This window comes from Paenibacillus sp. LK1 (assembly GCF_002750415.1).
Taxonomy (GTDB): domain Bacteria; phylum Bacillota; class Bacilli; order Paenibacillales; family Paenibacillaceae; genus Paenibacillus; species Paenibacillus taichungensis.
Map to the genome: position 1 here is coordinate 210,617 of NZ_PEII01000007.1, position 16,615 is coordinate 227,231.

The following is a 16,615-nucleotide window of genomic DNA, read 5'->3' on the forward strand; positions in this document are numbered from 1 at the left end:
AAAGAACCGCCTTGATCTGAGGGATGTCATTCCTTCCGATCAAGGCGGTTCTTTCATTTTATGATGACATCAGTTTCTTGACTGCCTGTACCAGCAAGTGCAGACCACGCTCCATCTCATCCGGTGAAGCATAGGCATAGGACAGACGAATGTGCTCTGCATCCAGACGGTCATAGAGATAACCCGGATGAATCAGCACATGGTTCTCCAGACAGGCATGGAACAGTTCGCGAATGGAGAGAGGACTGGTGGTGAATCGGAGCCAGATATAAAAGCCTCCGGCAGGTACGCTCCACTCGGCGAGTTCACTGAAATCGCGTTGCAGAAGTTCAAGCATAAAGTCTCTGCGTCTGCGCAGTTCTGGCCGCAGGCGATCCATATGCTGCTCGTGGTATCCATCGGCAAACCAGAGTGCAGCAGCCTCCTGAGCGAGGGAACTAGTGCCATAATCCGTCTGCATCTTGATGTCTGCGAGGCGACGGATGACCGGCTCCGGCCCAACTAGCCAGCCGAGGCGCAGACCGGGGCTGACCGCCTTGGACAAGGTGCCCATGTGCAGCACCCGTCCTTCTTTATCACGCGCCTTCAGCGATGGCGGCGGGGGCTCGTCCAGCCACAGGTCGCTGTAGGCGGCATCCTCCAATATGGAGATGCCGGTGTTCCGCGCTGTGGCGAGCAGTTCTTCCCGGCGGCTGTCACTCATGACGGAGCCGGTAGGATTGTGGAAGCTCGGAATCGTGTAGAGCAGCGAGATGCTGTCCCTGTTTGCATTGTTCTGTACGGCATCTTCCAGACGCGGAGTGTGTATTCCTTCGGCATCCATCGGAATGCCACTCATTTTCAATCCTGCCGATTGGAAGGCATGAATGGAGTACAGATAAGATGGTTTTTCCAGCAGGACTGCCGATCCGCGGGGCAGAAGCCCAACTGAAATAAGGTGCAGTGCCTGGAGAGAGCCGGATACGATCAGAATGGAGTCAGGGGAGGCTTGGATGCCTCTTGCTTGCAAGTAAACGGACAATGCCAGACGGAGCTCCAGACTACCCTGAGGTTCGAGGTAGTTTAGTGTACGAGAACGACTGGATAGAGCATGGAGGATGTCGTTAAAAGCCTCCTGGGGCATCAGCTCAGGTGCAAGCTCACCTGTACCAAGCCTGATGATGCCTGGCTGGAACTCAGCCCGGTTAATCTGCTGTACCTCTGGCAGATTGGGGTAATACCAGCCTTCTTCGATGGCTTCCTCCCAGTTGGGCAGGGCTCCGTGAGCCAGCGCATGCCAGCCAGAGCCACAGACATATGTTCCGCCTCCATGTCTGCCTTCAATCATGCCTGCGGCGGCCAGATTTTCCAATGCAGTGACCAGCGTACTGCGGTTCACACCCATGGATTGAGCCAATGTTCGTTGGGAAGGAAGCCGATACCCTGCTGTCCATTCGCCGGCAGTAATTTTCTCGCTGATATAGACTTCAATCTGTCGGTACAGAGGTAGGGAATGGGAGGGGTCCGGCTTCCAGCTGCCCCCCTGTCGAGAATCAGAACGATTCATGGGCAGGTTTGCCTCCTTTATAGAATGAGTGATGGGATTTATGTTTTCTCTTATTTTGAACACTATATCATTTGGTTGGGTCCAGTGCCATCCAAGTGGTTGGTTACGCCTGACGTTATCTCTACTACTATGGAGACATATCTAAGGGGGATGAACGATGGGGGTAATTATTCACGCGGTGGTGCTGGCGTTTGGCCTGATTTTGCCACTCGGTGTACAAAATGTGTTTATTTTTAATCAGGGCATGAGTCAGCGAAGTTATGCACGGGCGCTGCCAGCGATAGTAACCGCAGGACTCAGTGATACGTTGTTGATTGGAGCAGCCGTCGGAGGGGTGTCCCTCATTTTACTGCAATGGCCGGTGCTGGCGAATGTATTGTATGCAGGAGGGAGTGTGTTTTTGCTCTATATGGCATGGAGCATTTGGAAGTCTTCCGGGCCTGCGAATAGTTCAGCAGCAGTGCTGTCTGCGGGAAGACAGATTGCCTTTGCTGCTTCCGTTTCCTTACTTAACCCACATGCCCTGCTGGACACGGTAGCCGTAATCGGCACCAGTTCACTTCAATACGAGGGGGTGGCACGCTTTTATTTTGCAATAACGGCGGCAGTGGTATCATGGGTATGGTTTCTGGGACTGGCAGGTGCAGGCAGGCTAGTAGGTAGAACAGATCGTACAGGCCGGATCAGTATTTTCTTCAATCGATTGTCTGCTGTAGTCATGGTCGGAATGGCAGGCATGATGCTGTGGAAGCTGATCGTATCGTAAAAATAGAAAAGAATCCCCTCACGGTAAACGTGTGGGGATTGTTTATATGCTGGCCTTATAGTTAATGCGCCAAATGAGTATTCTATCTTATTCTGCCTTCAATAGCATGGATTCAATAAAAGCTTTGAGATCCTGAGATGCATTGTTCAGTTGATCAATCACCTCGCTGAACTCGGTGACGAGTTCGGCCTGCTGGTTGCTGGATTGGGCGATGGATGTAATCTCCTGTTCCATCTGACGAATGGAATGCTGTACTTCCTTCAAGGAGCGTTCAATGTTCACTGTAGCTTCTTTGGTTCCGGTGGATAATTTGCGTACTTCGGTAGCAACAACGCCAAAGCCGGCTCCAGCTTCTCCTGCTCGTGCTGCCTCAATGGCAGCATTCAGACCCAACAGGTTCGTCTGCTCCGAAATTTCACGAATGAATGAAGCGACCTTGGTGACTTCACTGGAATTTTGCACCGCCATCCGTGTGTTGTCCAAAATCTGTGAAGATGAAGCGGTCAGTTGCTGGGATTGAGCCGCTACGGTCTGAACCATATCGGTTAACTTACCGCTGATTTCCCCGATCAATTCGGTGAAGTGCCCCAGTTTTTCCTCGTTTTTGAGTGAAAATCCAATGGCCAATGCGCCTACGATCTGGCCTGCTTCATCGCGAAGCGGGGTAGCCGCAGAGTTAATGGGAGTCCCGTAATGATGCGCTTCAATACGATTGGCTGAAGTCTCACCATGGATAAGTGCCCGGCGTAGTGTAGGATCTTCAAGCGAGATCGGATCTCCAGCCTTGATACCCAGATCAAGATCTTCGCTCCGTACGTAATACCGGAACTGCTCCATATCGGTAACAGCAATCATCAAATCATTTTCCTTGAGCATGATTTTAAAATACGGGCTTGCTGCAACAAGTGCTTCAACAATATTCAATTGGATCAACTCCTATATATGTGTGCGTATGATCGTGATGTATTGTATATTCATCGTCAGAATTGCGTCATTCTTGAAGGCCTAAAGAGGGCAAATAGCAGATTAATTTTATTTTAATTTTGGGATCAGGAAAATTGATCAACAAGGTTAGACAAAAGAAGAATACATGATAAAAAAGCTGCTGAGGATCATCTGACCTCAGCAGCTTTTAGTACATCGATAATGGCTGTATTTTGTGAAGTATATCGGGTGCTTACGTTTGTTATATCTGCCTGCTCTGATGCACATAAATATGGATGTGTTACCCACCAGATAACGCTTGCCTATCCGCCAATCTGGGACATGCGTCGTACCGTCGGTGTATGACTTTGCATTTTTTTCTCCAGAGCAAGCGCCATTTCATGATTCTTCGGTTTGGTGCCAAGAGCCTTGAGGAAAAGAGCTGCCATAGCATCGGGGGCATCTACGAAGCGGCGAACATTGTATTCATCCGACCAGTACAGACAAGCTTTGATATGCCCGTCTGCTGTCAGGCGGAGTCGGTTGCAGTTATCACAGAAGTGATCACTGACCGGATGGATCAATCCAAATGTTCCTTGTGAACCGGCAATCTTCATGTTTCGTGATGGACCATTACCTGCCGGACCTGCCGTACTTTCCACCGTCCAGCCAGCCTCCGCGCATACATCGGTGACTGCTTCCAGCGGCAAATACGATTTGCGCCATGAATCTGAAGCCTGCCCAATCGGCATATATTCAATGAAGCGCACATGCAGTGGCTGATCTATGGTCATGGCAATGAAATCTTTGATCTCATCATCATTGATGCCCTTCATTAAGACGACATTCAGCTTGATCGGAGCAAGTCCAACTGCCGTGGCGGCTTCAATGCCTTTCAGCACCTTATTTACATCCCCGCCGCGAGTAATCATGGAGAAACGGCTCGCTTGCAGGGAATCCAGACTGATGTTAATCCGGTTCAGTCCGGCGTCCTTAAGGGCCTGAGCCTGTTTGTCCAGCAGCAATGCATTGGTAGTTAACGCAATATCTTCAATCCCGTCAATGGCCGAGATCATACTTACGAGTTGATGCAGATCTTTCCGTACCAGAGGCTCGCCTCCGGTCAGACGGACTTTGCGCATTCCCATTGGAGCTAGCACTTTGAGTACCTGTGCGATTTCCTCGTAGCTCATAATTTGGTCATGCGGGGCAAATTCCATGCCTTCTTCGGGCATACAGTACACACAACGCAAATTACAGCGGTCCGTAACAGAAATACGGATGTAGTCATGTATTCTGCCAAAAGAATCCTGGAGCATTTCCATGCAGACCACCCTTTCATTGATTCAAATTGGTAAGCTTCTATATGAAATGAACCGACAATATCTAAACGAACAGTTGCATCAAATTTTAGCTATTTCTCCAATCCGCGTCAATGATGACCTCAGATAATCGCGTTTTTATCGGGATGGGTCAGTTGGAATTGTCCGACAAGCTGCTGCAAGAAGACCGTGATGGCTTCCACATTGTGCGATGAATGCTGAACGTGCAGCATGTCGTTAATAAGCTCGACCATCTCGGCTTCCACCTCCGAAGACGTGGAACGATTTTTGTGGCTGATGGCAGCGATATTCTCCATCAATACCACGACCTGATCCACAACCTGTGTTCTTTGAGGTTCTTCAGCCGTCGCACTTTGGAGTAACTGCGAAGCAGCCTGAACAAGCGTGGTGCCTTCAGCCAGCACCTGATCGCCTTCCTTGATGGATTGCGAGGCTGCTCCTGCCGCTACAGAGATATTATCCAGAATCTGATGAATATCTTCCGTGGAGGAACGGGATAATTCGGCCAGCTTGCGGATCTCACCAGCAACGACGGCAAATCCACGTCCGTGTTCGCCAACATGAGCTGCTTCAATGGAAGCATTCAGTGCGAGTAGATTGGTCTGTGCCGAAATTTCATCAATGACAGCAAGTGCGCGGTAGATATCCTGCATGGTCGCCATAAAGGATAAAATCGTATGGTTGGTGTCGGACACGGCTCCCGAGATCTGGGTCATTTTGTCTCCGATACGCTCCACTTCCTGACGGGCAACGTCAATCTGCTCGGTGGCAGACACTTCAAGCTGCTGAAGGGTGAGGCGCATTTCGTCGGCGGCTACTTTGGCCTGATCCAGATCCTCAAGCTGCTTGCGTATCCCCTGAATCATGGAGCCAAGTTTGAGATTTACACGTTCGGTTGTTCCCTGTGTAGTTTCCGTTGACGTCCGCATTTGGTGCTGGTTGTTCATCACATCCACGGTGGCAAGCTGTACTTTGAGCATAATTCCTTCCAGAGAGTCAATCATATTGTTGATCCATTTCGCCAGTTCACCTGATTCATCCTGGGCAAAAGCCGACGTATCCAGACGCTGGGTCAGATCGCCCTTGCCTTCTGCGTTAATTCGAATAAATCGGCTAATGCGGCGCAAATCCTCATGGACCCGTTGAACATGTTTCCGTTGCAGCTGGTTTGCGGTCAGAAATCCATAGATGATATTAAAGGCAGCGATGGCTGCTGCGCTCCATGCACTTCCAGTCAGCCCATATACAAGTGCTGCTCCTGCAATGCCTGACAACAGGATGTATAAGCTGTGCTGCTTGAATTGGCGCCAGCCAATGCTGCGTATACGATAAACTTCCTCCAGATCGCCTTCACACATCATGCCCCACAGATCCGGACAATGGGGGAGCTGGAACGTGATGCCTTTACCAATAACTGAAATATGACGATAGTCCGAATAACCTGGAAAAGCCACAAACAGATTGGAGCCATTGCGAATGGTATTCGCTACACCAGGATGAAGTTCGTTGGTGGAAGGATCGGTAAACATCAGTTCCAATTCGGTATGTTCTTTAACAGATACAACGCCCCATTCGGTGGTTACGCCGTCTTTCAGATTCTCCCCATGGGTGAATGTATGATCCTCGAAGCGGCTGCGGGACAGGGCAGTCCCGGGTTGAAGCGTGGGCCGCAGTTTTGATTCAGCCATAAAAAGATAATTATCCCCCGAATCAGGGTAGATGTGGCCTGATTCACGCTGGATCAGATCGCCCAATACATCATTAGGCACACGACTGCACAGGGAACCGATGTAACGGCCGTTTTCCATGATCGGTACGATAAACGTCAAGGTTACATCATCGTGAAACGTGGAAGAACGTGGTCCAATTTCTAGTGTGAGCGGATCAGAATAAGGTCCAAACAGGCACTTTTGTCCGTTGATATCCGCTTGGGTATACCTTAATCCTGGCCCGATCAAAGCATTTCCATCTTCGTAGACTTGTCCAATATGTTTCTTATATGTAGAAAATACAACCTGATTTTGCTCGTTAAGCATAAAAAGCTCAGTACAATCCGTAGCGCGTACATAACTTGCTGAGAACCATACCTCCAATCCGTGTACATCTTCTGTGCCTTGTAACATACCTTGCGGATGAACAGCTCGTACCTGCTGAAGCAATCGATCCAGATGATTCCACTGCTCCTCAGCCCAATCCATCAAGAGCTGCCGCCGGGTCTCGGCGATGCCCTCAAAGATTTCCTCTACGTCTTGCTTCATATTTTCATTCAACCGATACGACCGCCACAGCGGCCACCCTTTTCTCCATCCCAGCCAATCAAACATACGGACCACCCCGATTTCTGATTTTAAAAATCTTTTGCGAGACTGTTCGGAAACGCGATTATCCAGCCACTATGGGTGGTGGACGGGAATCAATGACACCGCCTTCATGATCCCAGAACCAGACACCGTATCGGGGCGAGATTTCACGTCCTTCTATATGAGCATTTTGCAAAATGCTGTTATCAATGTTTATACAAGAAAATCAACAAGAATACGAGGGTATATGTCATATTTTCCGAATATTTATTCAATAAATACAAATGATTATGCGCCTTTACTTGGATATTACAAGAGTTCTGTGTGAGTGAAGCAGATGTAAGATAACATACACGGACATTGACATGTTTAGGACTGAGAATCGGTATCATTTTACAATGTGTAACATGAACAGGCCCATACTCAAAACAGTCTGTATAATGTAATCCCCGCCCAAAGATATATAGTATTACCTAACAAGCAAAACCTGTTACGTTCGTGTATATAAACCTTCCATTCAGCCTTGGTGTGAAAAGATTGCGAGCTTCCCGCGAAAAGGAGAATGCCCATGTCCTCAATCATCGTCCCCGACACCTGCCATATTGAGCTGGATCACGTGTCCGTTGTATTTGGCAGTGGAGCGCAACAAGTTACCGCCCTGTCCGACGTTTCGTTTCAAATCCATTCCAATGAATTTGTCTCTCTGCTTGGCCCCTCGGGGTGTGGCAAGTCCACACTGCTGCGACTCGTAGCCGATTTGCTCCAGCCAACGACAGGCAGTATCTGGGTTGCCGGGGAAGAACCAGAGCGGGCGCGGTTGCAGCGCCAGTTCGGTATTGTCTTCCAGACTCCAGCTCTGTTCGATTGGCGCACGGTACGCCACAATGTGGAGCTTCCTCTGGAGCTGCTCGGCACAAGCCGGAAGGAGTGCCGCCGCATAAGTGGTGAACTGCTTGAAATGGTCGGGCTGACCCGCTTTGCTGACCATTATCCGTGGCAGCTCAGTGGGGGCATGCAGCAGCGCGTTTCCATTGCACGTGCACTCGCGCTTGATCCGCCATTGCTGCTTATGGATGAACCTTTCTCCGCATTGGATGAATTCACGAAGGAGAAGCTGCAACTGGAACTACTTGATATTAAGCGATCTACAGGCAAGACATTCCTTTTTGTTACACACAGCATCCCCGAAGCCGTATTTCTATCTGACCGCATCATCGTCCTTTCCGCACACCCCGGTCAGGTGCACTCCATTCATTCCGTCAACCTGCCAGCCGAGCGGGATCGAGAGCTGAGGGAAACCGAAGCCTTTTACCGCATGATGACCACCATCCGCAATTGTTTCTATGAGGAGCGTGATCCAATCCATGTTCCTGCACACCAATAAGCTGGGTTTTCGCTCCTGGGTAGTGATCTGGATTTTGTCCGTATTGCTGCTGTGGGAAGGTATCGCCTGGATTCTCCACTTGTTCTTGTCACCCCAGCAGGCAGCATCCCGTCTTCCTTATCTGCACGAGGTTCTAGCAGCCTTGTTTCGTTACTCAGGCACATTGGCTGAACAGGGGGCCGTAACGTTTGGGAATGCAGCAATTGGTTTTGCCGGTGGAACTGTGTTAGGCCTGTTGCTGGCCCTGCTCATGAGTGTGGCGGTTTGGGTGGAGCGTACCTTATCTCCGTATGTCATCTCTTCCCAGATGGTGCCCGTAATCGGTCTTGCGCCCATTGTCTATGGCATTATCCATAACGCCGAGTGGGCCCGAATTATAATGGCGGCTTACGTTACGTTCTTCCCGATTATCATCCACACACTCAAAGGATTAAAAAGTGCAGCGCCGGAGCATCTGGAGCTTATGCGTTCCTGTGGAGCTTCCCTGCCTGCTCGTTATATCAAATGTTTGCTGCCTTCTGCGCTACCGGGTCTGTTTTCCGGTATGAAAATAGCTGCTCCACTTGCAGTCACTTCTTCCATTGTGGTGGAACTAATGGGAGCGCCGGATGGACTTGGCGTACTGATGGTCAGCTCCTTGTATTACGGCAGTGCCCAAATCGGCATGTTCTGGGCAACCATCATGCTCAGCATTGGCATTGGACTCATCTCGTATCTTGCCATCAGCCTTGCTGAGCGCTGGCTAACCCCATGGCAGCCTGAATTCAGGGCCAAGGGAGGGCATTCTGCATGATGAATGAACGTGTGATGGTAAGCCGCAAAGGTGAGGAGGGTGCGACGGCAGCTGTCTCAAGCACGGCATCTATTGGGGAGTCTATCGCGGATTCGGTTAGGGTACCATCTGCTTCAAGTACGGATATCGATGGACATCAGGGACAAGCCGGACAGAGGCCGCTGGGCAGCAGTGTTCGCAAAAGATCAATTGGATTGGGCCTACTGCCGTGGCTTGCCGGAGCCTTATTTCTAACCCTGTGGCAGCTTCGATTGTTCCATCAGTTATTCTCGCTTGAAAGTTACCAATTGCCTGTTCCGTCAGCGATTGCAGCGTCCATCAGGGAAAATGCAGAGATGCTTTTCCGATACGCAATGTATAGCGGAACCGAGATGCTGGGTGGCTTTTTGCTCGGCTCCTTGCTGGGAGCCTTGGCCGCTGCGGGTGCATCCTTCTTCCCGACGAGCGGCAGGGCGGCGGTTGCCGTGATGTCAGCACTGAACGCCGTTCCGATTGTTGCGCTGGCCCCGATTATGAACAACTGGTTTGGGGATGGTATCTGGTCCCGAATTGCCGTCGTGGCTGTAATTACGATGGCTGCCATGGCTGTGAGTTTATTCAAGGGGTTGACCTCGATTCAGCCGCAATACAGTGATCTGATGGGTGGTCTTGCCGCCAGTAGGATGCAGTTTTTCTTGAAGCTACGCTGGCCACATGCGCTACCTTCCCTCTTCGCAGGTCTGAAAATTAATATGTCGACCAGCATTATTGGCGCCATTGTGGGTGAATTTTTCATCGCCTCCCAGGGGCTGGGTTACTTGCTCTCAGATCAGATCCGACTGGCAAACATGCCACTTGCCTGGTCCTGTATTGTTATCGCCGCCGTGCTCGGTATTGTGTTGTATGAAGCCGTCGTTCTGGCCGAGAAACGGCTGACCCCGTGGAATCGTGCACATACAGATCCTTAAAGCTCATTAAGATGCCAACCTTCCACAGATCGATTGACTCGTGAAGCAGGCTTCACAGTACCTGATTGAAGATCCTTATATAAACAGGGGGTTGTTCTGTATATGTACAAAACGTTAAAACCGGGTTTTCTGGTGTTGGTACTGTTGGTCGTTGCGATGCTGGGAGCGTGCTCCGCAAAATCAGAGCCGTCCGTCACCCCTGCTGCTGCCAGCTCGGAGGGAGCGGAAGGGTCAGATCAGCCCTTAATCAAAGTGAAGATTCAGCTCAAATGGGTGCCTCAGGCTCAGTTCGCCGGGATATACGCCGCTAAGGAGAAAGGTTTCTTTGCAGATGAAGGTATTGATGCCGAGATCATTCCGGGTGGCCCGGATATCGTGATCGAACAGCAGGTGGTTAACGGCGCAGCCGATGTGGGTATCACCGGGGTGGACAGTTTGCTGGTCAGCCGGGATAACGGTCTTCCGCTTGTCTCCCTCGCCCAGATTTCGCAGAAGAGCAGTTATCGATTGATTGCGAAGAAGTCCGTGGGTATTACCGATCCCGCCCAGATGAAAGGCAAGAAAGTGAGCACATGGTTCGGCAGTCAGCAGTTTCAGGTTCTCGCTTTTATGGAGAAGAACGGCCTTGATCCAAAGAAGGATATTGAACTGGTGAAGCAGGGCTTCACGATGGATCAGTTCTTCAACGATCAGGTGGATGTCGCCACGGCAACGATCTATAACGAATATCACGTGGTACTTGAAAGTGGGACGAAGGAGTCCGACCTGGATGTATTCAACATTGAGGATGCCGGGGTAGGCATGCTGGAGGATACGCTGATCGCCAAGAAGGATTGGGTGGACAGTAATAAAGAGCTCGCGGTGAAAGTGACCCGTGCCGTTCTGAAAGGCTGGAACTACGCCATCGACAATCAGAGTGAAACGGTAGATATCGTGATGAAGAACGTAACGGACGGCAGTACGACCCGTGAACATCAGGTGACCATGCTGGAAGAGATTGCGAAGCTGATTCGCCCGGAAGGGTTTACGGATAAACAGGTGGGCAGTTTTGTGGATGAATCGTTTACCCGGACTGCGGATATTGCCCTGAAGTATGGCCTGATCAAGAAAGCCGCTAACCTGGACGAAGCACTGGAGAAAAGCGTCTATGAAGAAGCGGTGAAGGATGTGACGAAATAAATAAGCGTGGAGCGTTCGGAATGGGGCACTGCAATCGGAGTGGTCAAGTGTAAAGTCCATAGGTTCAGGTTAGAGAGGAGGATGACGAATGAGCTCAGTGGATCAGCAACCCCAACCGATTGGTGGTACAAAGGAAGAGTGGCTGGAAAAGGATCGCAAATATGTGTGGCATCACATCTCGCCTCATAATGATCATCCGATGATTGCCGTTAGCGGGGAAGGCAGCTGGATCACGGATCAGGATGGCACACGGTATCTGGATGCGATGTCGGGACTGTGGTGTGTGAACGTCGGGCATGGACGCGAGGAAATTGCTCGAAGTGCCTATGAGCAGATGAAAGCTCTCGCGTACGTGCCCATGACCCAGAGTCATGAGCCGGCGATTCTGCTGGCAGAGAAGCTAAACGACTGGCTGGAGGGGGAGTATCGCATTTTCTTCTCCAACTCGGGTTCAGATGCCAATGAAGTGGCGTTCAAAATAGCCCGTCAATTTCATCACCAGAATGGTGAGCCCACCCGTCACAAATTCATCTCCCGTCACCGCGCCTACCACGGTAACTCCATGGGCGCACTGGGCGCTACCGGGCAAGCCGCCCGTAAAATCAAATACGAGCCGCTAGGTGTAGGCTTTTCTCATGTACCACCTCCTTATTGCTACCGCTGTCCATTTGGACGAAACAAGGAGGGATGCGGACTGGAATGCGCCACTATCTATGAAGAGGTTATTCGCTGGGAAGGGCCGGAGACGGTAGCTGCGGTCATTATGGAACCGGTCATTACAGGAGGTGGCATGATTGTCCCGCCTCCGGCGTACATGCGTATCGTGCAGGAGATTTGTGAGCGTTATGGGGTGCTGTTCATTGTGGATGAGGTCATCTGCGGATTTGGCCGCTCCGGGCAAAAATTCGGTCATCAGAATTATGGCGTGCAGCCCGATATCGTCACGATGGCAAAGGGCATGACGAGTGCGTACGCTCCACTATCGGCGACAGCCGTTCGAGCGGATCTGTATGACACGTTCAGAGAACCCGGACCCGATTCACATTTTCGTCATGTGAATACATTCGGGGGCAACCCTGTATCCTGCCGCGTGGCACTGGCGAATCTCGAAATTCTGGAACGAGAGAATCTGGTCAGCCGTGCTGATGAACTTGGATACCTGCTTCGGGATAAGCTGGAGCCGCTGCTGGAGTTATCGGTGGTTGGAGATATCCGCACATTTGGCTTTGCCTGCGGGGTGGAGCTGATTGAAGCCGATGGTTCGCCTGCTCATGCGGATAAGGTCATGAAAGTACTGGCAAGCTGCAAACAGGACGGTGTCCTGATTGGCAAGAACGGCGATACCGTGCCGGGATTTGCGAATATTTTGACCATCTCACCGCCGTTCGTCACCACTGAGGAAGAATTGGACCTGATCGCTGATAGTTTGCTGGCTGCACTACGCAGTCTGGATGCAGGGTAGTGATGGAGGAGAAGTGGAATCTAGGCAGGATCTTCATTTATATAGTGCTTATGAATATGCGTAAGGAGGCGATGGAGGTTGCAGACCACTACCGGGAAAATCATCAATCAGCTGCGTCTGGATGATCGAATTGAACAGTTGTCTTGTATTGGCCGAATTGTGGAGACGGGTGTCTGCCGACTCGCGTTGACTCCGGAAGATATGGAGGGCATTATCCAGGTTCGCCTCTGGATGGAAGAGGCCGGGCTTGTGACTCGGCTTGATCCGTTTGGCAATCTGATTGGTCGCCTTGAAGGTACAGATTCGTCCCTGCCGATCCTCATGATCGGTTCACATATCGATTCCCAGCCGTACGGCGGTCGGTATGATGGGGCCATCGGCGTCCTTGGCGCGCTGGAAGCTGTACAGTGTCTGATGGAACAAGACATTCGCCCTCGGATGCCCATTGAGGTCATTGCTTTTTGTGATGAAGAGGGCTCGCGTTTTAACAAAGGATTATTTGGCTCACGTGGCATAACCGGACAGTTGGAAGAGGGAGAATTGGAGCGAAAGGACAAAAATGGGGTGACCCGACGAGAGGCATTGGAGGCCTTTGGCTGTGCACCAGAACAATTTGCCGAAGCGATCTATCCGGCTGGCTCTATTGGCAGTTATCTGGAACTGCATATTGAGCAAGGACCTGTTCTCGAATCGCTGGCCGCCCCGTTAGGTCTGGTGACTGGCATCTCTGGCCCGCTGTGGCTCACGGTGACAATGAAAGGCATGGCAGGGCATGCCGGTTCCGTACCGATGGGGATGCGTCATGATGCGCTGGTGGGCAGCGCCAAGGTCATTGCGGCTTTTGACGATATGGTCAGAGAAGAACCGGAAGCTCCGACAGTAGGGACCGTGGGGAGCCTCAGTGTCTTCCCGGACTCACGCAACATCATTCCTGAACAAGTCAGCTTTACGGTTGATTTGCGAGATATGGAGATGGAACGCAGAAATCGGCTTGAAGGAAGGTTAATGAGCCTCTTGGATGACATTAGCTCGGAATATGGGCTGACCTACTCCTTGACCGAAGATACCAACAGTGAACCGCGATATTGTGCAGAACGAATCAAAAATGCCATTCGCTCGTCTGCCGAAGAGATCGGCCTGCCTTTACCAGAGCTGATGAGTGGTCCGTTCCATGATGCACTTGCCCTTTCTTACGTGTGTGACTATGGCATGATCTTTGTTCGCAGCAAGGATGGGGTCAGCCATCATCCAAGTGAGTATTCTTCGCCCGAGGACATTGCTCTCGGTACAGAAGTGTTGTACCGCACGATCAGGCAAATGTGCAGCCCGGAAATTGCGAGTAACGGGACGGACGTGTAAAAGCTGTTCATATCAAACCATTTCCCAGGGAGGCGATGTGACATTATGGGTAAAATCAGTATCGGATTGATTCAGGCTTCGCACGAGGTTGAAGGCTCGGCCCCAGTTGAAGTGCATAAGGAGGCCGCCATTCAGAAACACATTGCGCTGGTACGTGAAGCGGCTGCTCGAGGAGCACAAATTATTGGCTTGCAGGAAGTGTTCTACGGACCATACTTCTGCACGGAGCAGAGCCCCAAGTGGTATGCATCTGCCGAGCAGGTGCCGGAAGGACCGACGACTAGGCGTTTTCAGGAGCTTGCGAAGGAGCTCGGGGTAGTCATCATCTTGCCTGTATATGAGGTAGAAGGAATTGCTACGTACTACAATACGGCGGCTGTTATAGATGCGGATGGCTCCTACCTGGGGAAATACCGCAAACATCATATTCCGCATGTGGAAGCAGGCGAAGGCACGAATGGATTCTGGGAAAAATATTATTTCAGACCCGGTAATCTGGGCTATCCGGTATTTGATACAGCCTACGCCAGAGTGGGTGTGTACATCTGTTATGATCGTCATTTTCCGGAGGGAGCACGACTTCTTGGGCTGGCTGGTGCGGAGATTGTATTCAACCCTTCCGCAACGGTAGCCGGAACATCGGAATATTTGTGGAAGCTGGAGCAGCCTGCCCATGCGGTAGCTAATGGCTATTATGTGGCTGCCATTAACCGAGTGGGAGTGGAAACGCCATGGAATATGGGTGAGTTTTATGGTCAGTCGTATCTGGTGGACCCGCGAGGCAGGATGGTTGCCATGGGCAGCAGGGATCAGGATGAGGTTATCATTGGTGTGATGGATACGGAGTTGATTCTGGAAGTACGCAATGTGTGGCAATTTTACCGCGATCGACGGCCTGAGACCTACGAACATCTCGTTAACCTGTAGCAGTGGCCTGGAATGAAAATTTGGGGATAACAGAGATCAACCTTGGAGGTGTAAGACATGATGAACAGCACAGGAGCAACGTTGTCCGATTACGGATGGGAGAGTCGTTTTACCGAAATGAAGCCTGCAATGACAGGCAAGGAAGCGATGGAGGAATCGAACCGATGTCTGTACTGTTATGATGCACCGTGTATCAAGGCGTGTCCAACCGACATTAATATTCCTTCGTTTATCAAAAAAATCTCGACAGGTCACCTCAAAGGCTCGGCTCGGACCATTATGGAAGCCAACCCGGTTGGTGCTAGCTGTGCACGGGTCTGCCCCACAGAGGAACTGTGTGAAGGAGCTTGTGTACTGAATGAGTCATCCAAGCCGATTCGAATCGGTGATTTGCAGCGATATGCAACAGACTGGGCACGGACGAAGAATGAACCGTTATTCAAGGCAGCGCCTGCCAACGGAAGAAGTGTTGCAGTTGTAGGCGCAGGGCCAGCGGGACTGTCTGCGGCCAGAGAGTTGGGGCGTGCAGGGTATGAGGTGACGATCTATGAAGCCAAAGCGAAAGGCGGAGGGCTGAACACGTATGGTATCGTGTCCTTTCGCCTGCCAGAATCCGTAGCTTTATGGGAAGTCGAACAGGTGCAGGCACTGGGTGTGCAGATTCGGTATGGTGTGCGTATTGGGGTGGATGTGTCCGCTGAAGAGTTATTGGAACAGCACGAAGCCGTTATTCTGGCTTGCGGGATGGGCGCTGTTCCGATGCTTGGCATTGAAGGAGAGACGCTGGAAGGTGTCTATGATGCCATTGAGCTAGTGGAATCCACGAAGCAGGGTGTGCCTCCGGCGCTGAACGGTCTGAAGGTTGCCATTATTGGTGCGGGCAATACGGCAGTGGATGCAGCGACCTGTTCGGTACGCCTGGGGGCCGAGCGTGTGCAGATGCTTTATCGACGCGGGGAGAGCCAGATGACAGCTTATGCCTTTGAATATACATTTGCGAAGCAGGAAGGTGTGGGATTTCGCTGGTTCACTATGCCGAAGCGCATTATTGGAGACGAGAATGGGCGAGTTCAGGCTATAGAGTGTGTGAAAATGAAGTTGGTTACTCCACCTGGAGGTGGTCGGGCACTGCCTGTGCCGATAGAGGGATCGGAGTTCATGCTTGAATGTGACACTGTTGTTCGAGCCATTGGACAGAACCGTTTGCTGCCATTAATTGAGGCATTTGGCCTGCGTCATCACTGGGGCGTTGTTGAAGTGGAACCACAGACGTACCGTACGTCCCATCCACAGATCTACGCGGCAGGAGATGTTATCTTCGGACAGGGGCAGGGCGAAGCGATGGTGGTCTCCGCTGCACAGCAGGGCAAGCTGGCGGCTGCATCGGTGATGAAGGCGTTGCCCGGACAGGTGGAAGAGACGGCATGAGATATATTTAGTTATAGCTAACGAATCTTATGCACCAAGCCTTCTACGATTCGTTAAAACGCTCACCTACCGCATGTGCACCAAACAGAAGGTGCACGGTTCGTTAGAATGTACACCAACAGTTTATAACAGCAGGTTGGCAACACCAATCACTCATACTAACCCTGATCAAGCAGGATTCCTGGGTCATACGAGAGATTCCAGTCTATCTTGTGAAGTTCAAACAAACACCATTGTGAGTTCAAACCACACCAAGG

At 51.1% G+C, this 16,615-nt stretch carries 13 protein-coding genes; 9 read left to right on the forward strand and 4 right to left on the reverse strand.

Annotation, left to right across the window (positions count from 1 at the left end):
- Positions 1-58: 58 nt before the first annotated feature.
- Positions 59-1,546 carry an aminotransferase-like domain-containing protein gene (locus tag CS562_RS17195; RefSeq protein ID WP_099857451.1) on the reverse strand — a complete coding sequence of 496 codons (1,488 nt, stop codon included), beginning with the start codon at positions 1,544-1,546 and terminating at the stop codon, positions 59-61.
- A gap of 157 nt (positions 1,547-1,703) precedes the next feature.
- Between CS562_RS17195 and CS562_RS17200 the strand changes: the two genes are divergently transcribed.
- A complete protein-coding gene (locus CS562_RS17200; RefSeq protein WP_099857453.1) occupies positions 1,704-2,312 on the forward strand; it encodes a LysE/ArgO family amino acid transporter in 609 nt (202 codons plus the stop codon).
- 87 nt (positions 2,313-2,399) lie between these two features.
- Here CS562_RS17200 and CS562_RS33730 read toward each other — a convergent pair whose 3' ends face one another.
- The 3 genes from CS562_RS33730 to CS562_RS17215 all read right to left on the reverse strand — a co-directional run bounded on the left by CS562_RS33730 (position 2,400) and on the right by CS562_RS17215 (position 6,903).
- Complete coding sequence (locus tag CS562_RS33730) at positions 2,400-3,236, reverse strand: methyl-accepting chemotaxis protein (protein ID WP_076287553.1); 837 nt, start codon at positions 3,234-3,236, stop codon at positions 2,400-2,402.
- A 323-nt stretch (positions 3,237-3,559) separates the two neighbouring features.
- Positions 3,560-4,561 (reverse strand): GTP 3',8-cyclase MoaA, encoded by a 1,002-nt coding sequence (gene moaA, locus CS562_RS17210; RefSeq protein WP_099857455.1) that lies wholly within the window; start codon positions 4,559-4,561, stop codon positions 3,560-3,562.
- A 119-nt stretch (positions 4,562-4,680) separates the two neighbouring features.
- Complete coding sequence (locus CS562_RS17215) at positions 4,681-6,903, reverse strand: methyl-accepting chemotaxis protein (RefSeq protein ID WP_099857457.1); 2,223 nt, start codon at positions 6,901-6,903, stop codon at positions 4,681-4,683.
- 544 nt (positions 6,904-7,447) lie between these two features.
- Between CS562_RS17215 and CS562_RS17220 the strand changes: the two genes are divergently transcribed.
- The 8 genes from CS562_RS17220 to CS562_RS17255 all read left to right on the forward strand — a co-directional run bounded on the left by CS562_RS17220 (position 7,448) and on the right by CS562_RS17255 (position 16,358).
- The gene (locus CS562_RS17220; protein WP_257219518.1) at positions 7,448-8,263 is read left to right on the forward strand and encodes an ABC transporter ATP-binding protein; all 816 of its coding nucleotides are present in this window, start codon (positions 7,448-7,450) and stop codon (positions 8,261-8,263) included.
- Entirely contained in the window at positions 8,244-9,056 is an 813-nt protein-coding gene (locus CS562_RS17225) for an ABC transporter permease (protein WP_099857461.1), read from the forward strand. Before CS562_RS17220 ends, CS562_RS17225 begins: the two co-directional genes overlap by 20 nt.
- Positions 9,053-10,003: an ABC transporter permease gene (locus tag CS562_RS17230; RefSeq protein ID WP_257219519.1), complete on the forward strand. Its 951-nt coding sequence runs from the start codon at positions 9,053-9,055 to the stop codon at positions 10,001-10,003. The genes CS562_RS17225 and CS562_RS17230 overlap by 4 nt, the downstream gene beginning before the upstream one ends.
- Positions 10,004-10,105: 102 nt before the next feature.
- Entirely contained in the window at positions 10,106-11,182 is a 1,077-nt protein-coding gene (locus CS562_RS17235) for an ABC transporter substrate-binding protein (protein WP_099857463.1), read from the forward strand.
- Between the two features lie 88 nt (positions 11,183-11,270).
- Positions 11,271-12,644 carry an aspartate aminotransferase family protein gene (locus CS562_RS17240; protein WP_099857465.1) on the forward strand — a complete coding sequence of 458 codons (1,374 nt, stop codon included), beginning with the start codon at positions 11,271-11,273 and terminating at the stop codon, positions 12,642-12,644.
- A gap of 78 nt (positions 12,645-12,722) precedes the next feature.
- Positions 12,723-14,003, forward strand: coding sequence for a M20 family metallo-hydrolase (locus CS562_RS17245; protein WP_099857467.1), 1,281 nt, complete (start codon positions 12,723-12,725; stop codon positions 14,001-14,003).
- Between the two features lie 45 nt (positions 14,004-14,048).
- Positions 14,049-14,930 (forward strand): nitrilase-related carbon-nitrogen hydrolase, encoded by an 882-nt coding sequence (locus tag CS562_RS17250; RefSeq protein ID WP_099857469.1) that lies wholly within the window; start codon positions 14,049-14,051, stop codon positions 14,928-14,930.
- A gap of 60 nt (positions 14,931-14,990) precedes the next feature.
- Positions 14,991-16,358, forward strand: a complete 1,368-nt coding sequence (locus tag CS562_RS17255; protein WP_099857694.1) for an NAD(P)-dependent oxidoreductase — start codon at positions 14,991-14,993, stop codon at positions 16,356-16,358.
- Positions 16,359-16,615 lie beyond the last annotated feature (257 nt).

What these genes read in the sequence shown, in the direction of transcription:
- CS562_RS17195 (WP_099857451.1), bottom strand. Translation starts at nt 1,546, where the DNA reads ATGAATCGTTCTGATTCTCGACAGGGGGGCAGCTGGAAGCCGGACCCC.
- CS562_RS17200 (WP_099857453.1), top strand. Translation starts at nt 1,704, where the DNA reads ATGGGGGTAATTATTCACGCGGTGGTGCTGGCGTTTGGCCTGATTTTG.
- moaA (WP_099857455.1), bottom strand. Translation starts at nt 4,561, where the DNA reads ATGGAAATGCTCCAGGATTCTTTTGGCAGAATACATGACTACATCCGT.
- CS562_RS17215 (WP_099857457.1), bottom strand. Translation starts at nt 6,903, where the DNA reads ATGTTTGATTGGCTGGGATGGAGAAAAGGGTGGCCGCTGTGGCGGTCG.
- CS562_RS17220 (WP_257219518.1), top strand. Translation starts at nt 7,448, where the DNA reads ATGTCCTCAATCATCGTCCCCGACACCTGCCATATTGAGCTGGATCAC.
- CS562_RS17225 (WP_099857461.1), top strand. Translation starts at nt 8,244, where the DNA reads ATGTTCCTGCACACCAATAAGCTGGGTTTTCGCTCCTGGGTAGTGATC.
- CS562_RS17230 (WP_257219519.1), top strand. Translation starts at nt 9,053, where the DNA reads ATGATGAATGAACGTGTGATGGTAAGCCGCAAAGGTGAGGAGGGTGCG.
- CS562_RS17235 (WP_099857463.1), top strand. Translation starts at nt 10,106, where the DNA reads ATGTACAAAACGTTAAAACCGGGTTTTCTGGTGTTGGTACTGTTGGTC.
- CS562_RS17240 (WP_099857465.1), top strand. Translation starts at nt 11,271, where the DNA reads ATGAGCTCAGTGGATCAGCAACCCCAACCGATTGGTGGTACAAAGGAA.
- CS562_RS17250 (WP_099857469.1), top strand. Translation starts at nt 14,049, where the DNA reads ATGGGTAAAATCAGTATCGGATTGATTCAGGCTTCGCACGAGGTTGAA.
- CS562_RS17255 (WP_099857694.1), top strand. Translation starts at nt 14,991, where the DNA reads ATGAACAGCACAGGAGCAACGTTGTCCGATTACGGATGGGAGAGTCGT.